The organism is Cryobacterium shii (genome assembly GCF_004402595.1).
Lineage (GTDB): Bacteria > Actinomycetota > Actinomycetes > Actinomycetales > Microbacteriaceae > Cryobacterium > Cryobacterium shii.
Genome location: NZ_SOFY01000005.1, coordinates 74,303 through 91,693, shown reverse-complemented (window position 1 = coordinate 91,693; position 17,391 = coordinate 74,303). Strand labels below are relative to the sequence as shown.

Below are 17,391 nucleotides of genomic sequence, written 5' to 3'. Positions count from 1 at the left end.
GCATCCAGACCGGGCTGCCGATCTACTTTGCCGATCCCCACTCGCCCTGGCAGCGGCCCAGCAACGAGAACACCAACGGGCTGTTGCGCCGGTACTTCCTCAAAGGCACCGACTTCACCCGCTACGCCCTGGACGATCTCGACGGCGTCGCCAAGACCCTGAACGAACGCCCTCGTAAGACACTCGGATTCAAGACGCCAGCCGAAGCGATGAACGAGCTACTGTTGACCGCAAGCACCGGTGTTGCGACGACCGGTTGAATCCGCCCAATACACCTCGGGTGAGTTCCAGAAATGGTGCGCCGGGAACGGGGTCACGCAGTCGATGGGAGCCATCGGCGTGTGCTGAGACAACGCTGTTGCGGAAAGTTTTTTCTCTCACTTGAAGACGGAAATGTACTACCAGCGCGACTTCGAAAACCACCTCGCCGCGAGGACCGCGGTGATGGAATACATCGAATCTTGGTAGAACCGGCGTCGCCCTCATTGGCACAACGGAGGACTACAACCGGCCGCCGCGCTGGCCGCTCACCACGACCGCCGCCACAAGGCTGCGGCGTAGAAGAAAAACACACCAGATTGTCTCAATAACTTGACGGGCGCAAAGATCCATAGCAAGAGTATTAGCGTCTTTTTGAATTTCAAAAAGATGGAAATAGGCTTGAAAGATGCGTCTGTGATGATCCCTCCAAAATCGATACCCCATTCTGGTCTACAGAGTTATGTGACCGCCCATGTCAGAGGAATGCTGCATGATGAATTCGGGGTCATCACCGTGACGAGTCACGGACTGTGAGTTGTTCTGATCAAAGCCGAGTGAAGGGGAGGTGAGCGAGGTGTCCGCTCGGGGCCAGACCGCACCTGACTTCAGCGTGTTCAGCCACCTGAACGCGCAGAACAGTGACGCCTATCGCCGGGTGTTGGGTGCATTCGTGACGGCCAAAGAGCGCTTTCAGGTTCACCTCCGGCCAGACGACGTGCTCAGCCAGCTTCGGCGAGACGCCGCGGCGGATGGCGCAGATCCTGGCGACGCGCTGACCATCGAAGCAGTCACCGCCGCCCTGGACTCCCTGGCGGATTGGGGAAATCTCCTGGCCTCGCCCGACACCGGGCGAGTCGTTCACGTCGAGGACTTCTATCGCAAGCGCCACCTCTTCCAACTCAGCCAAGCGGGCGAGGCCGCCGAGCGCGCCCTGGAGCGATTCGAGGAGACCCTCGGGCGCCGGGGCGCCCTGCAGAGCGTCGCCCTCGAAGACATCGCGGTGACGCTCCACCAGTTCGTCACGCTCATCGAGGCCGATGCCCTCGACCTGGGCATGCTGCAGCAAACCCTGGCCGCGCTAACCATGCGGTTCACCGAACTCGCCGATAACGCGAGCGCGTTCATGGCGTCGCTGCAGCGCACCATCGACCTGACCGAAACCGACGAGGCCGCCTTCGTTGCCTACAAGTCCCGACTGGTCGAGTACCTTGAACGATTCATTCAGGACCTCACGGTGCGCGGACCGCAAATCGCGAAACTACTGGTTAGAGCCGGCAGCGAGAATGTTGATCGTGCCCTCCGGGCCCTTGCCGACCGGGACGCGACCGCCGAAGCCCCCGACCCCGACGATGCGCAGTCGTTGGTCGAAGCAGCCCGCCACTACGCCGTCTGGACCAATCGTTGGGAGGGCCTGCGATCATGGTTCCTCTCGGGCAACGGTCGCGACAGCCAGGCCAAGCTCCTGCGGATGGCGGCCCTCGCCGCGATCCCCGCGCTGCTCGACGCTGTGCGAGCGGTCAATGCCCGACGCTCCGGGCGCTCAGACCGGTCCACCGACTACCTGCGGCTCGCGCAGTGGTTCCAGGAGGCACCCACCGACGACCACCGGCACCGGCTGGCGCGGGCAGCATTCGGGCTCTACTCTGCGCGGCATTTGACCGTCGACTCCGAAACCTGGCAGCACTGGAGCGACGATGCGACGCTCGTCGGCGCTCCCTGGGCGGATGCCCCACCGATCGAAATCTCCCCGCAACTGCGAAAGACCGGCACCTATGAACGGAAGGGACGCCCGAACCAGGTAGTCGACCGCTCGGCTGCCCGGGCCCTGATCGCCCTCCAGGTGCGACAGCAGTCCGAACAGATCGCTGCCGCCCGCCAGAGGCTCGCGACGGGCGGCACGGTTGAGTTAAGCGCGCTCGCCGGGCTGGACAGTACGGCCTTCGGACTGTTCCTCACCCTCCTCGGCGACGCACTCGTGGCCCGTCCGCCGGACGGGGGACCGATTCACACCGCGTCCAGCGATGGCACCATGAGCATCGAACTGACACCGATGTCCGAGGCCGGCTTCGTCGCGCTCGAGACGGAGCGAGGCACCCTCCGCGGACCCGATCACCTGGTGCGCATCACTGACCTCATGGCGGACGGCGCCGATCTAGCCTCCGCCGGAGAGCCCGTTTCGGACATCGAGGGAGAGCGCGATGAGCGCACCCGGGGCGCGCACGCCGCGGCTGCACTCGCGGAGGTGACATGAGCGTTTCGGCCGTAGACGACCAGCAGAGGGCGGCGCGCCTCCTGCTGCGCCACCCGCTCATCCGGTCCACCGACGAGGACCGGTATCGTCTCGTGCGCCGACACGCGAGCACCCTCACGGAATGGTTCGAGATCAACACCGGGTGGGCGCTGCACGTCGACAGTGAGGTGGTGCGGCTCGAACGCGAGCCGGCCTCGCTGGAGGACGCGACGCATCCGTTCGCCGCCCGCCGTGGCGGCATGCCGTTCTCGCGCCGCAGGTATGTGCTCCTCATGCTCAGCTTGTCCGTTCTCGAACGCAGTGACACCCAGATCGCGCTCGGGCGCCTGGCGGAACAGGTGATGGTCATCGCAGCCGCCCCCGAACTCGTCGCCGCGGGTTTCGCGTTCGAGCTGGGCACCAGGGAGGAGCGCAGCGACCTCGTCGCCGCTGTGCAGCTGCTCCTGGAGTGGGGCGTGCTCGCCCGGGTCGCGGGCGATGAAGAGGAATTCGTGCGCAACGCGGGCGATGCGCTTTATGACGTGTCTCGACGGGTGCTGTCGCAGTTGCTGGTCACCCGGCGGGGCCCGTCGACCATCGCCGCCACGGCTTTCAGCGAACGCACCGCGGGCATGCGGGATCGGGGAACGGCCCCGACCGCTGAGTTGCGCAATCTGCGCCTGCGGCACACCCTCACCCGGCGTCTGCTCGACGATCCCGTGCTCTACCTCGACGAGCTCACCGAGGAGGAGACCGCATACCTGCGCAGCCAACGCGCACTGATCTGCCGCCGCATCACCGAATGCACCGGGCTGGTCGCAGAGATCCGTCAGGAAGGGATCGCCATGGTGGACTTCGATGACGATTTCAGCGACGTGCGGATGCCTGAGAAGGGCACCGAGGGCCACGTCACCCTACTGCTGGCTGAGTTGCTGGCGCAGTCCGGGGCGGCGGAGTCCCGTGTCGACACCCTTGTGGTGCATGTCCGATCCATTGCCCCCGACTACGCCAGGTACTGGCGCAAGGGCGCGGCGGAAGCCGCATCCGAACTGGTCGAGACGGCTCTCGGCCGGCTCCTCGCTCTTCGTCTCGTGGCCCGTGACGGTGACGTCATCCGCGTGCTGCCCGCCCTCGCTCGATTCGCCCTGGCTGCACCAACAATAATCGGAGCCCGAAAGCAGTGACCCTCGACATCGCACCATCCCTCAGCGCCGGTGAAAGCGACCCGGAGACCGTGACCTCTTCGCTGCCGGTTCCGACCAGCGCGCGGTGGCAGCCGCAGCGCCTCGGCCTGGTCGACCTGTTCTACTACGACAACGAAGAGTTCCCCTTCGTCGATGGCCGATTGTTGCTCCGGGGCAACAACGGCGCGGGCAAGTCCAAGGTGCTGGCTCTGACTTTGCCGTTCCTGCTCGACGGCGACCTGTCACCGCAACGGGTTGAACCCGATGGCGACCGGCAGAAGCGCATGGAGTGGAACCTGCTCCTCGGCGACGAGCACCCGAACAGCGAGCGGCTCGGCTACAGCTGGTTGGAATTCGGCCGCATCGACGATGCCGGCGAGCCGCAATTCGTCACGATCGGCGCCGGTCTCAAGGCTGCGCGCGGCCGGGGCATCACCAAGCACTGGTTCTTCGTCACGCAACAACGCGTGGGGGAGACGCTCGACCTGATCGACAGGAGCCGTCTCGCGCTCGGTCGCGAGCGCCTCGCCCAGGCCCTGGGCGACACTGGGCGCGTCTACGACACCAAAGCCGAATACCGGCAGGCGGTGGACTCGAAACTGTTCGGCCTCGGCGAGCGGCGCTACGCGGAGCTGATCGAGCTGCTGCTTCAGATCCGCGCTCCGCAGCTGTCCAAGAAACCGAGCGAGGCCGCCCTGTCGGAGGCGTTGACTCGCGCCCTGACCCCGGTCAGTGACGATGTCATCAAGTCGGTGGCCGACGGATTGCGATCGCTCGATGAGGAGCGCGACGAGGTGCAGCAGCTCGCGGCCGCGCAGAAGGCGGTGCAGGGTTTCCTCCATCACTACCGCGGGTACGCGCAGGTGATGCTCAAACGGCAGGCCGCCGGTCCGCGCCGCGAACAGTCCGAGCACGACAAGTACGGGCGCGCCATCCTCGAGGTGACCGCGGAGCTGGACCGGCTGCAGGAATCGTTGGCCGGCGTCGCATCCGCCAGCGCCGAGCTCCGCACTGAACGCGGCACGCTGGATGCCGAGGAAGAGGCGTTGCGGGACAGTGAGCACGCCCAGAGCGAAGTCCTCCTCGAGCGGGCGGATGCTGCGGCCGCCACTGCCGGGGAGAGGGCGGATTCCGCCGAGCAACGCTTGGAGCACGCGAATGCGGCAGTCGGCACCTCCGAGGCGGAGGCCGCGGAAGACCGCACCGCGGTCGCGGCAGCGGAGGCGCGGCTGCGCCACGCAGGGGCCGCCGCGATGGCCGCGGCCCTGGACGCGCGACTCGTGCACGATCAGTGTGCCCTCGACGGGCTGCCTGCTGAAGGGCTCGAGGCGGCGCTCAAGCACGAACGTGCCGCGGCTGCCGCTCGAGTCGCTCGCCTGCGCGACGCGCTCGAGCGGGTGGTCGCCTTGATCGCCGCGCTGCAGCAGGCGGAGGCGCGCACGGCGGCTGCGGCCGCACGCGAGGCCGAAACCGGGACCCGTCTCGCCGAGGCGACCGACGTACGTTCGCTCGCGGATGCCGCGGTCGAGATCGACGTCGACTCCTACATCTCCGACGTCGAGATCGTACTCGCCGGGTTGACCGAGCTCGCCGTGTCCGATGACGCGTTCGGTGCCTTCACAGACTGGGTGCGCCACCGCACGGCTGAGAACCCCGCCATCGGCGCCCTGCGGGTGGACGCGCTGCGCGTGCAGTCCGAACTGCAGCTTCAGCGCGCCGCCGCGCAACATGAATTGAAGACCCTCGCGGCCCAGTACACGGTGTTGAGCGCCGAGATCGCCGGACTCGAGCGGGGCCAGGTGGTGGAGCCGACCCTTCCACCGGCCCGCGCCGTCGCACCCGAGGGCTCGATTCCGCTCTGGCGCGCGGTCAGTTTCCGCGATGACCTCGACGCCGCCTCGAGGGCCGGCCTCGAGGCGGCCCTCGAGGGCAGCGGGCTGCTCACGGCCGTGGTGATGCCCGGTGGGGAGCTGCGCGAGCCCCTCGATGGACAGCTGCTGCTGCGACCGTCGGAGGGCGCGGCATCCGCTCGCACCCTTGAATCCGTACTCGTCGCCGAGCCGCCGGCAGGCTCTGCGGTGACGGTCGACGCGATCGAGGCGGTCCTGCGCGCCATCGCCGTGGCCGACAGCGATGTGGACGGTGACCAGGCTCCGGTCTGGGTGGGCCTGACCGGCAGCTATCGTTTGGGTTCGGCCCGCGGCGCCTGGTCGACTGAGTCGGCTCGATATGTGGGGGAGAGCGCACGGGAAGCGGCGCGCGAACAGCGGCTGAGAGAGGCGCACTCCGAGCTCGACCTGATCGCCGCGAGGCAGGGTGGCCTCACGGCTGACCTCGAGGGTCTCGCAGCGCGGGCGCGGGTCGTCGAGCGGGAGCAGACCTCGGTGCCGCATCCGACGGCACTCGAGACAGCGGACCGGGCGGCCGCACGAGCGGCCGATCACGTTGCGCGGTGCACGGTCGAACGCGAGGAGGCGCGAGAACAGAACGCTGTCGCCGGTCGAGCGCGCGACGAAGCTGCTGCGGAGCTCGCGGCGGATGCCGCATCACTGCGGCTGCCCACGGATGTCGACATGATCCGGGGGCTCGGGGCGTCCCTGACCGAGTACGAGAAGCGGGCCGCAGACCTGTGGCGCGAGGTGGAGCGTCGTGCAGAGGTGGCTCGTCAGCTCGCGCGTGCCGAAACCTGGCTCGCCGCCGCGCTTGTAGAACGGGTGCGTTCGGCGGACGAGCGGGAGGCGGCGACCGCCGAACTGACCCGCAGCCGGAGCTACCTGGCCACGATGCGCGGACGGCTCGGCGCCGACGTGCAGGGCTACCGCGATCGGGTGGCCCAGGTAAAACATCGCTTGAAGGCGATCGTCACCGAACTGCGCTGTCTGGTCGACACGGAGAGAGTCGAGGGGCAGCGCCAGGCGGGTCTCCTGGAGCGGTTGCGCGGCATCCGTGGCGATCAGGACCGCGCTCATTCCGCTCGGGTCGATGCGGTCGCGGCGCTGCGGCGTACCACCACGCTGGGGCTGGTGCAGGTCGCCGCCCTGGCCGATCTTGGCGTGGTCGAACCGGACGCCGGCGGCGAAGCGGACTGGACGGTGACGAAGGGCGTGCAGTTCGCCCGCGCCATCGACGCGGCAATGCCGGACCTCGACGCATCCGACGAGCGGTACAGCCGGCTGCAATCGCAGGTGTTCACCGAGTTCGCCGATCTGCAGCGGTCGCTGGGTCGGCACGGGCATGAGGCGGCCTATTACCCCAACGATGACGGCGTGCGAGTCGTCGTCACCTTCAGCGGCCGGGAGATGCTGCTCGTTGAACTCGCCCAGCAACTCGGCGGCCAGATCGAGCAGCACCTGCTCCTGCTCAGCACGAGAGAGCGCGACATCATCGAGTCGCATCTCGTCACCGAGGTCGGGGCGCAGCTGTCTGAGCTGATCGGGGATGCCGACCGGCAGATCGTGCAGCTCAACGAGGAGCTGCGTTCACGGCCCACCACAACCGGCATGATCCTCCGGGTGCTGTGGAAACCGCGCTCGGACGGCCCCACGGGACTCATCGCGACCCGTCGGCTGCTTTCGACCAGCGCCGATGTGTGGGACAAGGAGGACCGGGCGGCGCTGGGCGCGTTCCTTCAGGCTCGCATCGGGGAGGTTCGCGACGCCGACGAGGCCGGGAACTGGTACGACCACCTCGGCGAAGCGCTCGACTATCGCCGGTGGCACAAATTCACCGTCGAGCGCCAGCAGGGCGGCTCGTGGAAGTCCGCCACCGGACCGGCTTCCGGCGGTGAGCGGGTGCTCGCGGCGAGCATCCCCCTCTTCGCCGCCGCCTCATCGCACTACCGAACCGCAACGAACCCGAACGCTCCCCGCCTGATCATGCTCGACGAGGCCTTCGCGGGCGTCGACGACAACTCGCGAGCGAGTTGCCTGGGGCTGTTGGCGGAGTTCGACCTCGACGTGGTGATGACGAGCGAACGGGAGTGGGGATGCTACGCGGAAGTGCCCGGACTCGCGATTTCCCAGCTGACCCGGTTCGACGGCAGCGACGCGGTTCATGTCCAACGGTGGAGGTGGGACGGTCGCCGGCGCACGGCTGTCGTCGATGCGGTCGCGGTCGATGCTGCAGCTGCCGACGGGGGGCTGTGGTGAGCCCGTCTGCCGAAGGAACAGACAGGATCAGGCGCCTGCTCGGCTCGCCGGAGACGGCCTGGCTGTTGGAACGGATGCGTGCCCGGTTGGAGCAGAAGGGCACGCTCGAGGGAACCGTGACGAAGCAGGGCGCGAGCACGGCAGAACGAATGGCGGCTGGCCGCCTCATCGGACGACCTGTCCGGTCGGGCTCGTCGGCGTCCGTGTCGCTTGACCAGCTTGACGTGATGCTGCGGCGCGATGCGTGGCCCGCTGGGCTGGCATCCGCGGTCGTTGCGCTCGTAGGCCCCATCGTGGGCCCGGACGTGCGTCGGGCGGAGCGGGAGAGTTGGCATGAGGTCTCTGACGCGTTGCGTCTGATCGCCAACGATCGGCCCCAGCTCTCCGGGTGGGTGGAGAACGTGAACAGGTCGGGAGCGTTGCGGCGAGCGACGGCATCCGCCGCGGCAGCCCACGAGATGTCGCTTCAGCTCGGCGTGCTCGCGCGGGCCTTGCCGGTGGAGGGGGTGCCGCTCGGCGTTCTCGCGGCTCGCTTGTTCGGCGATGCGCATGCCCTCGACCCGAAGACCCCGCTCGGACCGCTCGCCGTCGGGCTTGCGGCGGCAGCGACCGGCCAGTCGCCGGGGACCGGCTCTCGGTGGAGGCGGGACGCCTGGCAGTCCTGTGGGGTTGTCGTGGACGAATTGTCCTCGACCGTGCTGGCCCTCGGGTTGCCGGGCGGCCTGACCTCGCCGACGGCCCGCGCCCTCGCGGCGCTCGGTGAGGCAGGTCAGCCGGCGGTGCTCACCTACCGGCAATTGGCGGTGGACGACATCGGCCGCGCACCGTTGCTCGTGTCGGTCTGTGAGAACCCGGCGGTCATCGCTGCGGCTGCCGACCGGTTCGGCGCAAGCGCTGGCGCTGTCCCTCTCGTCTGCGTCAATGGACAGCCGGGAGCTGCAGTCATCCGTCTGCTCACCCAGCTCGTCGACGGCGGCGCCCGCCTGCGCTACCACGGAGATTTCGACGCCGGCGGACTTTCGATCGCGCGCACGGTTGCTCGCAGCGTGCCGTGGACGCCGTGGCGCTTCGGCGAGACCGACTACCGCAGCGCGTGCGCGTCGAGTCTCTCCACATCGGTGTTCTCGGGTGCCGTTGGCGACACCCCCTGGGACGGAGGGCTCTCCGGGGCGATGGAAGAACTGCGGCTGCGGGTGGAGGAAGAGTCGGTGCTCGCGGATCTGTTGGACGACCTGCGCGTCGACTAGCGCACGTACGGGTTCTGCACCTGCTCGAGCAGTCGTACTTCAACACCAGTCCGGTGAAGCGCGAACGCCGGTGCGGTGACCCGCGCGAGTCGTGCATAATTCCTGCAGATTCTGCACCTCCAGTTTCCTCACCCGCGAAATCACGCTGAACGTGCGGGAACACTCACCGATTTGCAGGAGTTATGCATGGGCGCGGCGTCGAGCGCCCCCCTTATAGCCCGGAGCTAAAGTTCCGGCATGAGCACGTCAAGCCGCATTCTCGAGGCGCGCGCCCGGGCCGGACTCTCGCAGAGCCAGCTGGCCGCGCGCGCCGGAGTGCCGCAGCCGAATCTCTCCGCCTACGAGGCCGGTCGCGTGCAACCTCGGCCCGGGACCCTCTCCCGCATCCTGGCCGCCACCGCCGAACGGCCGGCGGCTGTATTGCGTCGCAACCGCGACAGCGTGCTCGAACTCGCCGGCCGTCGCCGCGCCGGCAACGTGCGGGTCTTCGGCAGCATCGCCCGGGACACGGAAGCCGTCGGCAGCGACATCGATCTCCTCGTCACCTTCGACCCCGCGGCGTCCCTCCTCGATGCGGCCGGACTCGTCCTCGACCTCGAGAGTCTCCTCGGCGTGCACATATGTGATGAGCGACCGGGCCGAAGGCGCCATTCGGGACCGGGCGGTCGCCGAGGCCGTTCCGCTGTGAGGTACTCGGGCCACGGGATGACTCGCGAATTCGACCTAACGGATGCGCTGCTCGCCGGTTCGTCACGCACGACTACGCGAACACCGACTATCAGATCGTCTGGAATGCCCTAGTCACGGACTTTTCGCGGCTGCTGGCTCAGCTGGGGATCGGGTAGGGCGATCGCCGACCGGGCGTAGCGACCGTGCCGACGCCCGAGAGTCGCCGTTTCTGCCGAGAATCGCCGCTGGGTTGGCGACTCTCGGCGCAAACGGCGACACTCGCCGAGACCGCTCCCCAGAATGCGGGCCGGGGCTCCCGAAAACCGGCGCGACGCGGCGCGGAATGAATCCCGCTCCGCCAGGGTTCCCCCTCTATGAACCACGCTCCGGCCCGGAGCGACCGCCTCACCACCTCTGGACCGCACGTCGTTTTGACCGCACGACCCCGACGGGACCTTCGCATGGCTGAAACCGCCACCGCCGCCAGCCACAACAACGCCAGCACCAAAATCGACACCACGAGCACGGATGCCGCCGCGCACCCGGCCGACGCATCCGCCGCCGACGCGGCCACCGACATCCGTAACCGGCTCGTCATCACCCTGCTGCTGATCTCGACCTTCGTCGTGATCCTGAACGAGACCATCATGGGCGTGGCCCTGCCGCGCCTGATGAGCGACCTGCGGATCACGGCCAGCGCCGCGCAGTGGCTGACCAGCGCGTTCATGCTCACGATGGCCGTGGTGATCCCGATCACCGGGTTCCTGCTGCAGCGCTTCAACACGCGGCCGGTGTTCATCGCGGCCATGACGCTGTTCAGTACGGGCACCCTGATCGCCGCGGTCGCGCCCGGCTTCGAGGTGCTGCTGGCCGCCCGGGTCGTGCAGGCCACCGGCACGGCGATCATGTTCCCGCTGCTGCTGACCACGGTGATGACCCTCGTCGCGCCCGCCCACCTCGGCCGCATGATGGGCAACATCTCCATCGTCATCTCGGTCGCCCCGGCCATCGGCCCCACCATCTCGGGCGCCATCCTCAGCGTGCTCGACTGGCGCTGGATGTTCATCCTCGTGCTGCCGATCGCCCTCACCGCGCTGTTCGTGGGCGGCATCCTGATGAAGAACGTCACCACCCCGCGCACGATGCCGATCGACGTGGTCTCGGTGCTGCTGTCCGCGCTCGGCTTCGGCGGGCTCGTCTACGGCCTCAGCAACCTGGGCACCGCATCCGGCGGCATCGCGTCGGTCGAGGGCTGGCTGCCAATCCTGGGCGGCGCCCTCGCACTCACCCTGTTCATCCTGCGCCAGCTGGTACTCCAGCGCACGGATGCCGCCCTCCTCGACCTGCGCACCTTCCGTTCGCGCACGTTCACGTTCGGCATCGTGACGATGGCGATCAGCATGATGGCCCTGTTCGGCACCATCATCCTGCTGCCCATCTACACGCAGACCGTGCTCGGCCTCAGCGCCCTGCAGGCGGGCCTGCTCCTGCTGCCGGGCGGTCTCCTGATGGGGCTGCTCGCCCCGTTCGTCGGGCGCCTCTACGACCGGTCCGGGCCTACCCGGCTGCTGATCACCGGCTCCAGCATCGTCAGCGCCGTGTTCTGGGGCATGACGCTGCTGAACGCGAACAGCTCGCCCTGGCTCGTGCTCGCCGCCCACGTCACCCTCAGCTTCGGACTCGCCCTGCTCTTCACCCCGCTGTTCACCGCGAGCCTCGCCGCCGTGAAGCCGTCGCTGTATTCGCACGGCAGCGCGGTCGTGGGCACCGTGCAGCAGCTCGCCGGTGCGGTCGGCACGGCGCTGTTCGTGACGGTGATGGCATCCGTCGCCGCGTCGCGGCTGGCCACCGGGGCCACGGATGTCGCCGCCACCGCCGCGGGCATCCAGGCCGCGTTCCTCTATGGAGCGGTGATCTCGCTGTTCGCGATCCCCGCGGCCTTCTTCACCCGCCGCCCGGCGGCCGCGGGGGAGTAGGCCTGCCGGAAGCCGCGCCCGTGCACGCCTGATTCGAGCGCCGGTAGCCGTCGCGCGGTAGCTGCGCCGCTGCGCGCGTGGCACGCCACCCGCGTAGCGGCGCAGCCCCCGCGCATCGCATCGGGCGGTGCAGACGCGGCGCTGGCTACCCGAAGAAGTCGATCAGCACCGGGGCCAGCGCGGCGGCATCCACGTTGTGGGTCTGCCCGTCGAGGGTGACCTGGGTGGCGCCGGGCACCGCGCGCGCCACCGCCCCGGCGGCTGCGGCGGCCCACGGCGGGCTGTCGCCCCCGACGACGACGAGGACGGGAACGGGGATCCTCGCCAAGCGGCCGGCGGGAACCAGGCCATCACCGGTCAGGGCCAGATCGTATGGGAGGGTGTGCGCAATGGCCAGCAGGCCCGGCCACCAGGGCGACTCGGACATCCCCGCGACCATCGCCGGATCGGCACCCGTGCCCAGCATGAAGAGCTGGGCGGCCCGGGCGCGGTCGCCGTCATCCAAGGCGGCTTGCACGCTTGCTCCCCAGCCATCGAGGGGCCCCGACCCGCGCTCCTCCGCGGTGAAGGGCGGCTCGTATGCGGCGAGGCGAGTGATCGGAAGGCCGCTCGCCGCCGCGAGCAGCCCCAGGATGGCACCCGACGAGTGCCCGTACAGCATCGCGGTCCCGCCGGCCGCGTCGATCAGGGCGGCGAGATCCTCGACCTCGCGATCGGTGGCATACGGCGCCACGTCGGTGCTGTACCCGCGGCCGCGGCGGTCGTAGGTGTAGACGGTGAAGTGCTCGGCGAGCGGTGGCACGAGCGGCCCGGGGGACTGTCGGGTGTTGAACGCGCCGCCGACCAGGATCAGCGCGGGGCCGGATCCACTCTTCTCGTAGGCGATGCTGGTTCCGTCGGCGGATTGCACGGTCTGGATCATCGGGGCTCCCTCGTCGTGGGTGGCAGTGGCAGTGGCCCGGTTCGGCTCAGCTCAGCTCGGCCGCCCCGTCACATTGTCGCCCAGCCTGACGCCTACCCGGTCCCGGCGCAACACCCGCCAGCGGGCGTCGGAATGGCGCGAAGAGTGGGCGAGTCCCTGAAATACCTGGGAACCGACGACTTTGAGGGGTGCACATCCCAGCAGAACCGGATGCCCGACCTCGCAGCGCTGCGGAACCTGCTCGCCGAGAAAATCTTCCTTCTCATCAGGTGTTCGCCACCGCATCCCCGGGCAGCTCCTGCGGCGAATAGACTGCCCAGGCCGGTGTCAAGCCCCTGGCACACATGACTTTCCGAGCTATAAGTGAGGGTTCGTTCAGAAACCTGAGGCATGCTTGACGCTTCGTCTGCGCCGCACCCCGAGAGCGCAGGCCCGACGCTCAGTGAGCCGGCGCTCACCAGCGCTCGCGCTTGCGTCACCCGAAGGTTATTCGCACAAACATGCCAGAAACACCCGAAGAAAAAATCATCCGCTTCGCAGCACAGAACAAGTTCAGCAACAGCACGGCCAGCAGCAACGACACCAACACCGGCGCCCGCCACACGCTCAAGAAGCCGCACCGCATCGCGATCCTCGCCGGCAGTGCGCTGGCCATCGCCGGGCTCGTCGTCGGCGGCACGTTCGCGACTCAGTCCGCGGTCGCCGCCCAGGACCGCGTGTCCGCCACGGCCGCGCTGGCCGAGAGCACCGGCGTGCACCCCGAACAGCTCGACGCCTATCACGGCATAGCCAAGGCGCACACGCAGCACAACGCATCCGTCGCCCTGGACCAGGCCAACCAAGTCCTTTCCGCGACGCAGGGCAAAGCGGATGCCTCCGCCCTCACCCAGGTGACCAGCTCCCTGGCCGGCTACGAGGTTCTGCCTCTCGACGAGATCTCGTCCCTGACCAGCAAGACCAAGACGGAGACCACGGCGCTGGCCGCTGCGGCCGCCGAGGCCGACCGAGCCGCCGCCGCAGCCGCGGTCGCCGCGGCCGCGGCAGCCGAAGCCAACCGGGTCACGTCGCTCGCGGCGGGCAACACCCCCGCCGGCGCGAAGGCCACCGCCCAGGCCATGGCCTTGAGCCAGTACGGCTGGGGCAGTGACCAGTTCTCCTGCCTGAGCCAGTTGTGGCAGAAGGAATCCGAGTGGAAGTACGACGCCGTCAACTCCAACGGCGGTGCCACCGGCATCCCGCAGGCGCTGCCCGGCAGCAAGATGGCCTCGGCCGGAACCGACTGGGCCACCAACGCGACCACGCAGATCGCCTGGGGCCTGCAGTACATCAAGGCCTCCTCCTACGGCACGCCGTGCGCCGCCTGGGCGCACTCGCAGGCCGTCAACTGGTACTGATGCTCTGACCCCCGGACCTGACCCCGACACGTCCGCACCACCTCGCCGAGCCGTGAGTTGCGCCCCTGTTTTCACCGACAAATGGGGCCAGACTCACGGCTCGGCGCGCTGCGTGGGGGGCGTTGCGGCCGGACCGCGGGAAACGTGCAAGGCGCGGGACGCGGCGGCGTTGCGGCCGGACCGCGGGAAACGGGGGAACCCTCCGCTAGCCTTCTGACAACGGATGTTGCGGGGGCGGCACGCCTCGGCGCGGTTTCGCCGCGGCGAGGCTCCCGGCTCCGGTTGAACCAGGGGGAGCCGCAGCATGCACGGGAACGCACCGACCAGACATCCGTTGCGGCGACGCGGGCGGCGATTTGTTCGGGTAGTCGCCGCGCTCGCCGTCGCCACCGCGCTGGCACTCGGGATGCCGCTGGCCGCCTCCGCGGACACCAGCGACTTCACGTTCACCTCCTTCGACGCCGACTACTACCTCTCCCGTGACGACGCCGGGCACTCCACCCTGCGCACCGTGGAAACCTTCGTGGCGAAGTTCCCGAACTTCGACCAGAACCGCGGAATGGTGCGGCTCCTCCCAAACGACTACAACGGGGTGCCTTTGCACACCACCGTCGAATCCGTCACCGACGCCACCGGTGCGCCCGTGAACTTCGAGGCCCTCGACCGCGGCAGCATCACCGAGGTGCCGCTCGGCACCGACGAGTTCGTGCGCGGCTCGCAGACCTACACGATCACCTACACGCAGCAGAACGTGGTGCGCGCATTCGCCGACACCAAGAACGACGAACTCTACTGGGACACCAACGGCACCGGGTTCGACCAGCCCTTCGGCTCCGTCACCGCGCGCGTGCACGTCGACCCCGGCATCGCCGAGTTCCTCACCGGCAATTACGCCTGCTACTCCGGGGTTCAGGCGGACACCACGCGGTGCGAGATCACCCAGACACCGGATGCCGCGGTGCCCGGCACCACCGGCCAGCTGTTCGCCTCGTCCGAGCGCACCCTCGGTCCGCGCGAGAACGTCACCGTCGCTATCGGGTTCCAGCCCGGCACGTTCCTGCAGGTGCCGGCCTCGGCCGGCTACAGCGGTGACGGGTACTCCGACGGCGGCTATTCCGACAGCGGGGTGGACCCCGCGACGGTGCTGGCGTTCCTCGTGCTGGGCGTCAGCATCCTCGGCGTCGGTGCGGCCTGGGGCTATCGCCGGCTCGCGGTGCGCGATGCGCGCGGGCGGGGCGCCATCATCGCCCAGTACAGCGTGCCCAAGGGCTACAACCTGCTGGAGGCGGCCGACCTCGTGAATCGGCAGAAGACGGCCATCGCCGCGCAACTCGTGAGCCTCGCGGTGCGCGGCAAGGTGCGCATCCTCGACTACCCGGTCACGAGGGGCGGCGGGGACTACACGCTGCAACTGCTCACCCGTGAGGGTGTGGACGCCCAGGAAAGCCAGCTGCTGACAGCCCTGTTCCCGCACGGGGCGATCGGCGTGACGCGGGAGATCGGGGCCGTCAACAGCACGCTCGCGACCAAGCTGAGCGGGTTCCTCCACGCCGCGAAGCTGTCGGTCATCGCCCGCGGTTGGCGGGCCAAGGCAGCCGGCCGCGGCGGCCACTGGATCGGCATCGGCATGTCCGTCGTGCTGGTCCCCGCTCTGGTCATCCTGATCGGGATGGCGCTGATCAACGGCTCCCCGCAGTACGGCGAAGTGGTGCCGTGAGTCTTTATCGCCGCGTTCTGCGTCATCGCGGCCGGCTGGCTGGCACCGGACCGGGCGAAACTGACCGAGGCCGGCGCCGAACCGCGCGACTACCTCAAGGGCATCAAGGTTTACCTCGAGCTCGCCGAGGCGGGCATTCCGGCGGCGGTGGCGGCGGAGGCGGTGGCGGCGGCCGCTAGCTCCACCCTGAGGGGTCCCAAATCGACCTTCCCGGGGCTCCGGAAGGTCGATTTGGGACCCCTCAGCCGCGTCAGCAGAGCAGTTGCCGGGCCGCGACGGCCCGACCGCCCGTACTAGCCTGTACTGAGCGGCTGTTGTGGGGGCATCACGTCTCGGCGCCGTTTCGCCGCGTCGAGGCTTCAGGCGCCGCCAGACATTGGAGCTGCACCATGCAACCGACCGCAGACGCCGAGACGTCCCTGATCATCATCCTGTCGGCCGTCAGCCTCCTCGGCGTCGCGGCCGCCTACCTCCGTCGCCGCTTCGGACAGCGCGGCGCCGCGGGCCGGGGCGCCGTGATCGCCCGGTACGAGGTGCCGACGGGCTACAACCTGCTGGAGGCGGCCGACCTCGTGAATCGGCCGACGACGGCCGTCGCCGCGCAGCTGGTGAGCCTGGCGGTGCGCGGCAAGGTGCGCATCCTCGCCTTCCCGGTCAGTGCCGGCGGAGGCGCCTACACGCTGCAGCTGCTGACCGTGAAGGGCGTGCACACCCTGGAACGCCAGCTGCTCGAGGCGCTGTTCCCCGGACTGGCGGTCGGCGGCGTGCGCGAACTCGGGGTTACCGACCGGGCGCTGGCGGCCCAGCTGCGCTCCTGCCCCAGGGCGGCGAGGGACCTGGTTACGGCCCGCGGCTGGCGGGCTCTGATGGTCGGCCGCGGCGGCAAGCTGATCGTCATCGTGATGGCCGCCGTGCTGCTGCCGACCCTGGTCATCTTCGGTGCGGTGGTGCAGAGCGCGGGATCCGGCCAGCTCGGCAAGGTGGTTCCGTTCGTCGGCATCGCCGCGATCTGCATCTACCTCGCCAACCGTTTCGCCGCGGCCACGCCGCAGCTCACCGAGGCGGGTGCCGAACAGCGCGACCATCTCAAGGGTCTGAAGATCTTCCTCGGGCTCGCCCAGGCAGACCGCGTGCGGCTGGTGCAGAGCGCCGACGACGCGCCGCCGGCTGTGAAGACGGATGCCGCCGGCGCACCCGACACCGTCGAACTGGTTAGGCTCTCTGAGAAGTTGCTCCCCTTCGCGGTGCTCTGGGGCGTCGAGCGCGACTGGGCCAGGGAGCTCGTCGTGCTCTACGAGCAGGGTGCACCGAAACCGGGCTGGCTCATGTTGCAGGGCGATTTCAGCGCGACCGCCTTCAACGCTGCCGTGACCGGACTGATCGGCTCGGTCGCCAAGTCCGCCACCCTGCCCGGCGGTTCGCCCGCCAGCCGCTGAGGGGTCCCAAATCGACCTTCCCGGGCCTCCGGAAGGTCGATTTGGGACCCCTCAGGCGAGTTCGACGGCCGGGACGGGGAATCCTCGAGCCTGCAGCCTGACCCGTTGACCCCGGGCGCTCCCGCGCGCACACTGTCACGAGCAGTGCCGGGCCGGCCGACGCCGGCCGCGGGCACCATCGAGCGCAGGGAAGTTGGCGGGATGCAA

Annotated in this window: 11 protein-coding genes and 1 pseudogene; 11 read left to right on the top strand and 1 reads right to left on the bottom strand. The window is 68.9% G+C overall.

Features of this window, described 5'->3' with window-relative positions; genetic code table 11:
• From E3O49_RS00855 to E3O49_RS00820, 8 genes and pseudogenes are all read left to right on the top strand, one after another.
• On the top strand, positions 1 to 260 hold a 260-nt coding region (locus tag E3O49_RS00855), incomplete at its 5' end, for an IS30 family transposase (protein WP_134450835.1).
• A gap of 7 nt (positions 261 to 267) precedes the next feature.
• Positions 268 to 561: pseudogene (locus tag E3O49_RS16930) on the top strand (IS3 family transposase); the annotation flags it as partial.
• A gap of 265 nt (positions 562 to 826) precedes the next feature.
• A complete protein-coding gene (locus tag E3O49_RS00845; RefSeq protein ID WP_198416884.1) occupies positions 827 to 2,512 on the top strand; it encodes a TIGR02677 family protein in 1,686 nt (561 codons plus the stop codon).
• Positions 2,509 to 3,675, top strand: a complete 1,167-nt coding sequence (locus tag E3O49_RS00840; protein ID WP_134365085.1) for a TIGR02678 family protein — start codon at positions 2,509 to 2,511, stop codon at positions 3,673 to 3,675. The genes E3O49_RS00845 and E3O49_RS00840 overlap by 4 nt, the downstream gene beginning before the upstream one ends.
• On the top strand, positions 3,672 to 7,823 hold the full coding sequence (locus tag E3O49_RS16800) for a TIGR02680 family protein (protein WP_160140988.1): 4,152 nt from the start codon (positions 3,672 to 3,674) through the stop codon (positions 7,821 to 7,823). Before E3O49_RS00840 ends, E3O49_RS16800 begins: the two co-directional genes overlap by 4 nt.
• The gene (locus E3O49_RS00830; protein ID WP_198415931.1) at positions 7,820 to 9,070 is read left to right on the top strand and encodes a TIGR02679 family protein; all 1,251 of its coding nucleotides are present in this window, start codon (positions 7,820 to 7,822) and stop codon (positions 9,068 to 9,070) included. Before E3O49_RS16800 ends, E3O49_RS00830 begins: the two co-directional genes overlap by 4 nt.
• Before the next feature lie 237 nt (positions 9,071 to 9,307).
• A complete protein-coding gene (locus E3O49_RS00825) occupies positions 9,308 to 9,871 on the top strand; it encodes a helix-turn-helix domain-containing protein (RefSeq protein WP_241975840.1) in 564 nt (187 codons plus the stop codon).
• 329 nt (positions 9,872 to 10,200) lie between these two features.
• Positions 10,201 to 11,715 carry a DHA2 family efflux MFS transporter permease subunit gene (locus tag E3O49_RS00820; protein WP_134404910.1) on the top strand — a complete coding sequence of 505 codons (1,515 nt, stop codon included), beginning with the start codon at positions 10,201 to 10,203 and terminating at the stop codon, positions 11,713 to 11,715.
• Positions 11,716 to 11,860: 145 nt separating this feature from the next.
• On the opposite strand, the gene E3O49_RS00815 is transcribed toward E3O49_RS00820, so the two are convergent.
• The gene (locus tag E3O49_RS00815; protein ID WP_134365081.1) at positions 11,861 to 12,637 is read right to left on the bottom strand and encodes an alpha/beta hydrolase; all 777 of its coding nucleotides are present in this window, start codon (positions 12,635 to 12,637) and stop codon (positions 11,861 to 11,863) included.
• Positions 12,638 to 13,137: 500 nt separating this feature from the next.
• Here E3O49_RS00815 and E3O49_RS00810 point away from each other — a divergent pair, with 500 nt between their 5' ends.
• The 3 genes from E3O49_RS00810 (at position 13,138) to E3O49_RS00800 (ending at position 17,184) form a co-directional block, all read left to right on the top strand.
• Positions 13,138 to 14,031, top strand: a complete 894-nt coding sequence (locus E3O49_RS00810; RefSeq protein WP_241975841.1) for an aggregation-promoting factor C-terminal-like domain-containing protein — start codon at positions 13,138 to 13,140, stop codon at positions 14,029 to 14,031.
• A 304-nt stretch (positions 14,032 to 14,335) separates the two neighbouring features.
• The gene (locus tag E3O49_RS00805) at positions 14,336 to 15,748 is read left to right on the top strand and encodes a DUF2207 domain-containing protein (protein ID WP_134402578.1); all 1,413 of its coding nucleotides are present in this window, start codon (positions 14,336 to 14,338) and stop codon (positions 15,746 to 15,748) included.
• 389 nt (positions 15,749 to 16,137) lie between these two features.
• Positions 16,138 to 17,184 carry a DUF2207 family protein gene (locus E3O49_RS00800; RefSeq protein WP_134365078.1) on the top strand — a complete coding sequence of 349 codons (1,047 nt, stop codon included), beginning with the start codon at positions 16,138 to 16,140 and terminating at the stop codon, positions 17,182 to 17,184.
• Positions 17,185 to 17,391 lie beyond the last annotated feature (207 nt).

Coding starts and splice junctions, on each gene's coding strand:
- E3O49_RS00810 (WP_241975841.1), top strand. CDS start 13,138: ATGCCAGAAACACCCGAAGAAAAAATCATCCGCTTCGCAGCACAGAAC.
- E3O49_RS00815 (WP_134365081.1), bottom strand. CDS start 12,637: ATGATCCAGACCGTGCAATCCGCCGACGGAACCAGCATCGCCTACGAG.
- E3O49_RS00820 (WP_134404910.1), top strand. CDS start 10,201: ATGGCTGAAACCGCCACCGCCGCCAGCCACAACAACGCCAGCACCAAA.
- E3O49_RS00825 (WP_241975840.1), top strand. CDS start 9,308: ATGAGCACGTCAAGCCGCATTCTCGAGGCGCGCGCCCGGGCCGGACTC.
- E3O49_RS00805 (WP_134402578.1), top strand. CDS start 14,336: ATGCACGGGAACGCACCGACCAGACATCCGTTGCGGCGACGCGGGCGG.
- E3O49_RS00800 (WP_134365078.1), top strand. CDS start 16,138: ATGCAACCGACCGCAGACGCCGAGACGTCCCTGATCATCATCCTGTCG.
- E3O49_RS00840 (WP_134365085.1), top strand. CDS start 2,509: ATGAGCGTTTCGGCCGTAGACGACCAGCAGAGGGCGGCGCGCCTCCTG.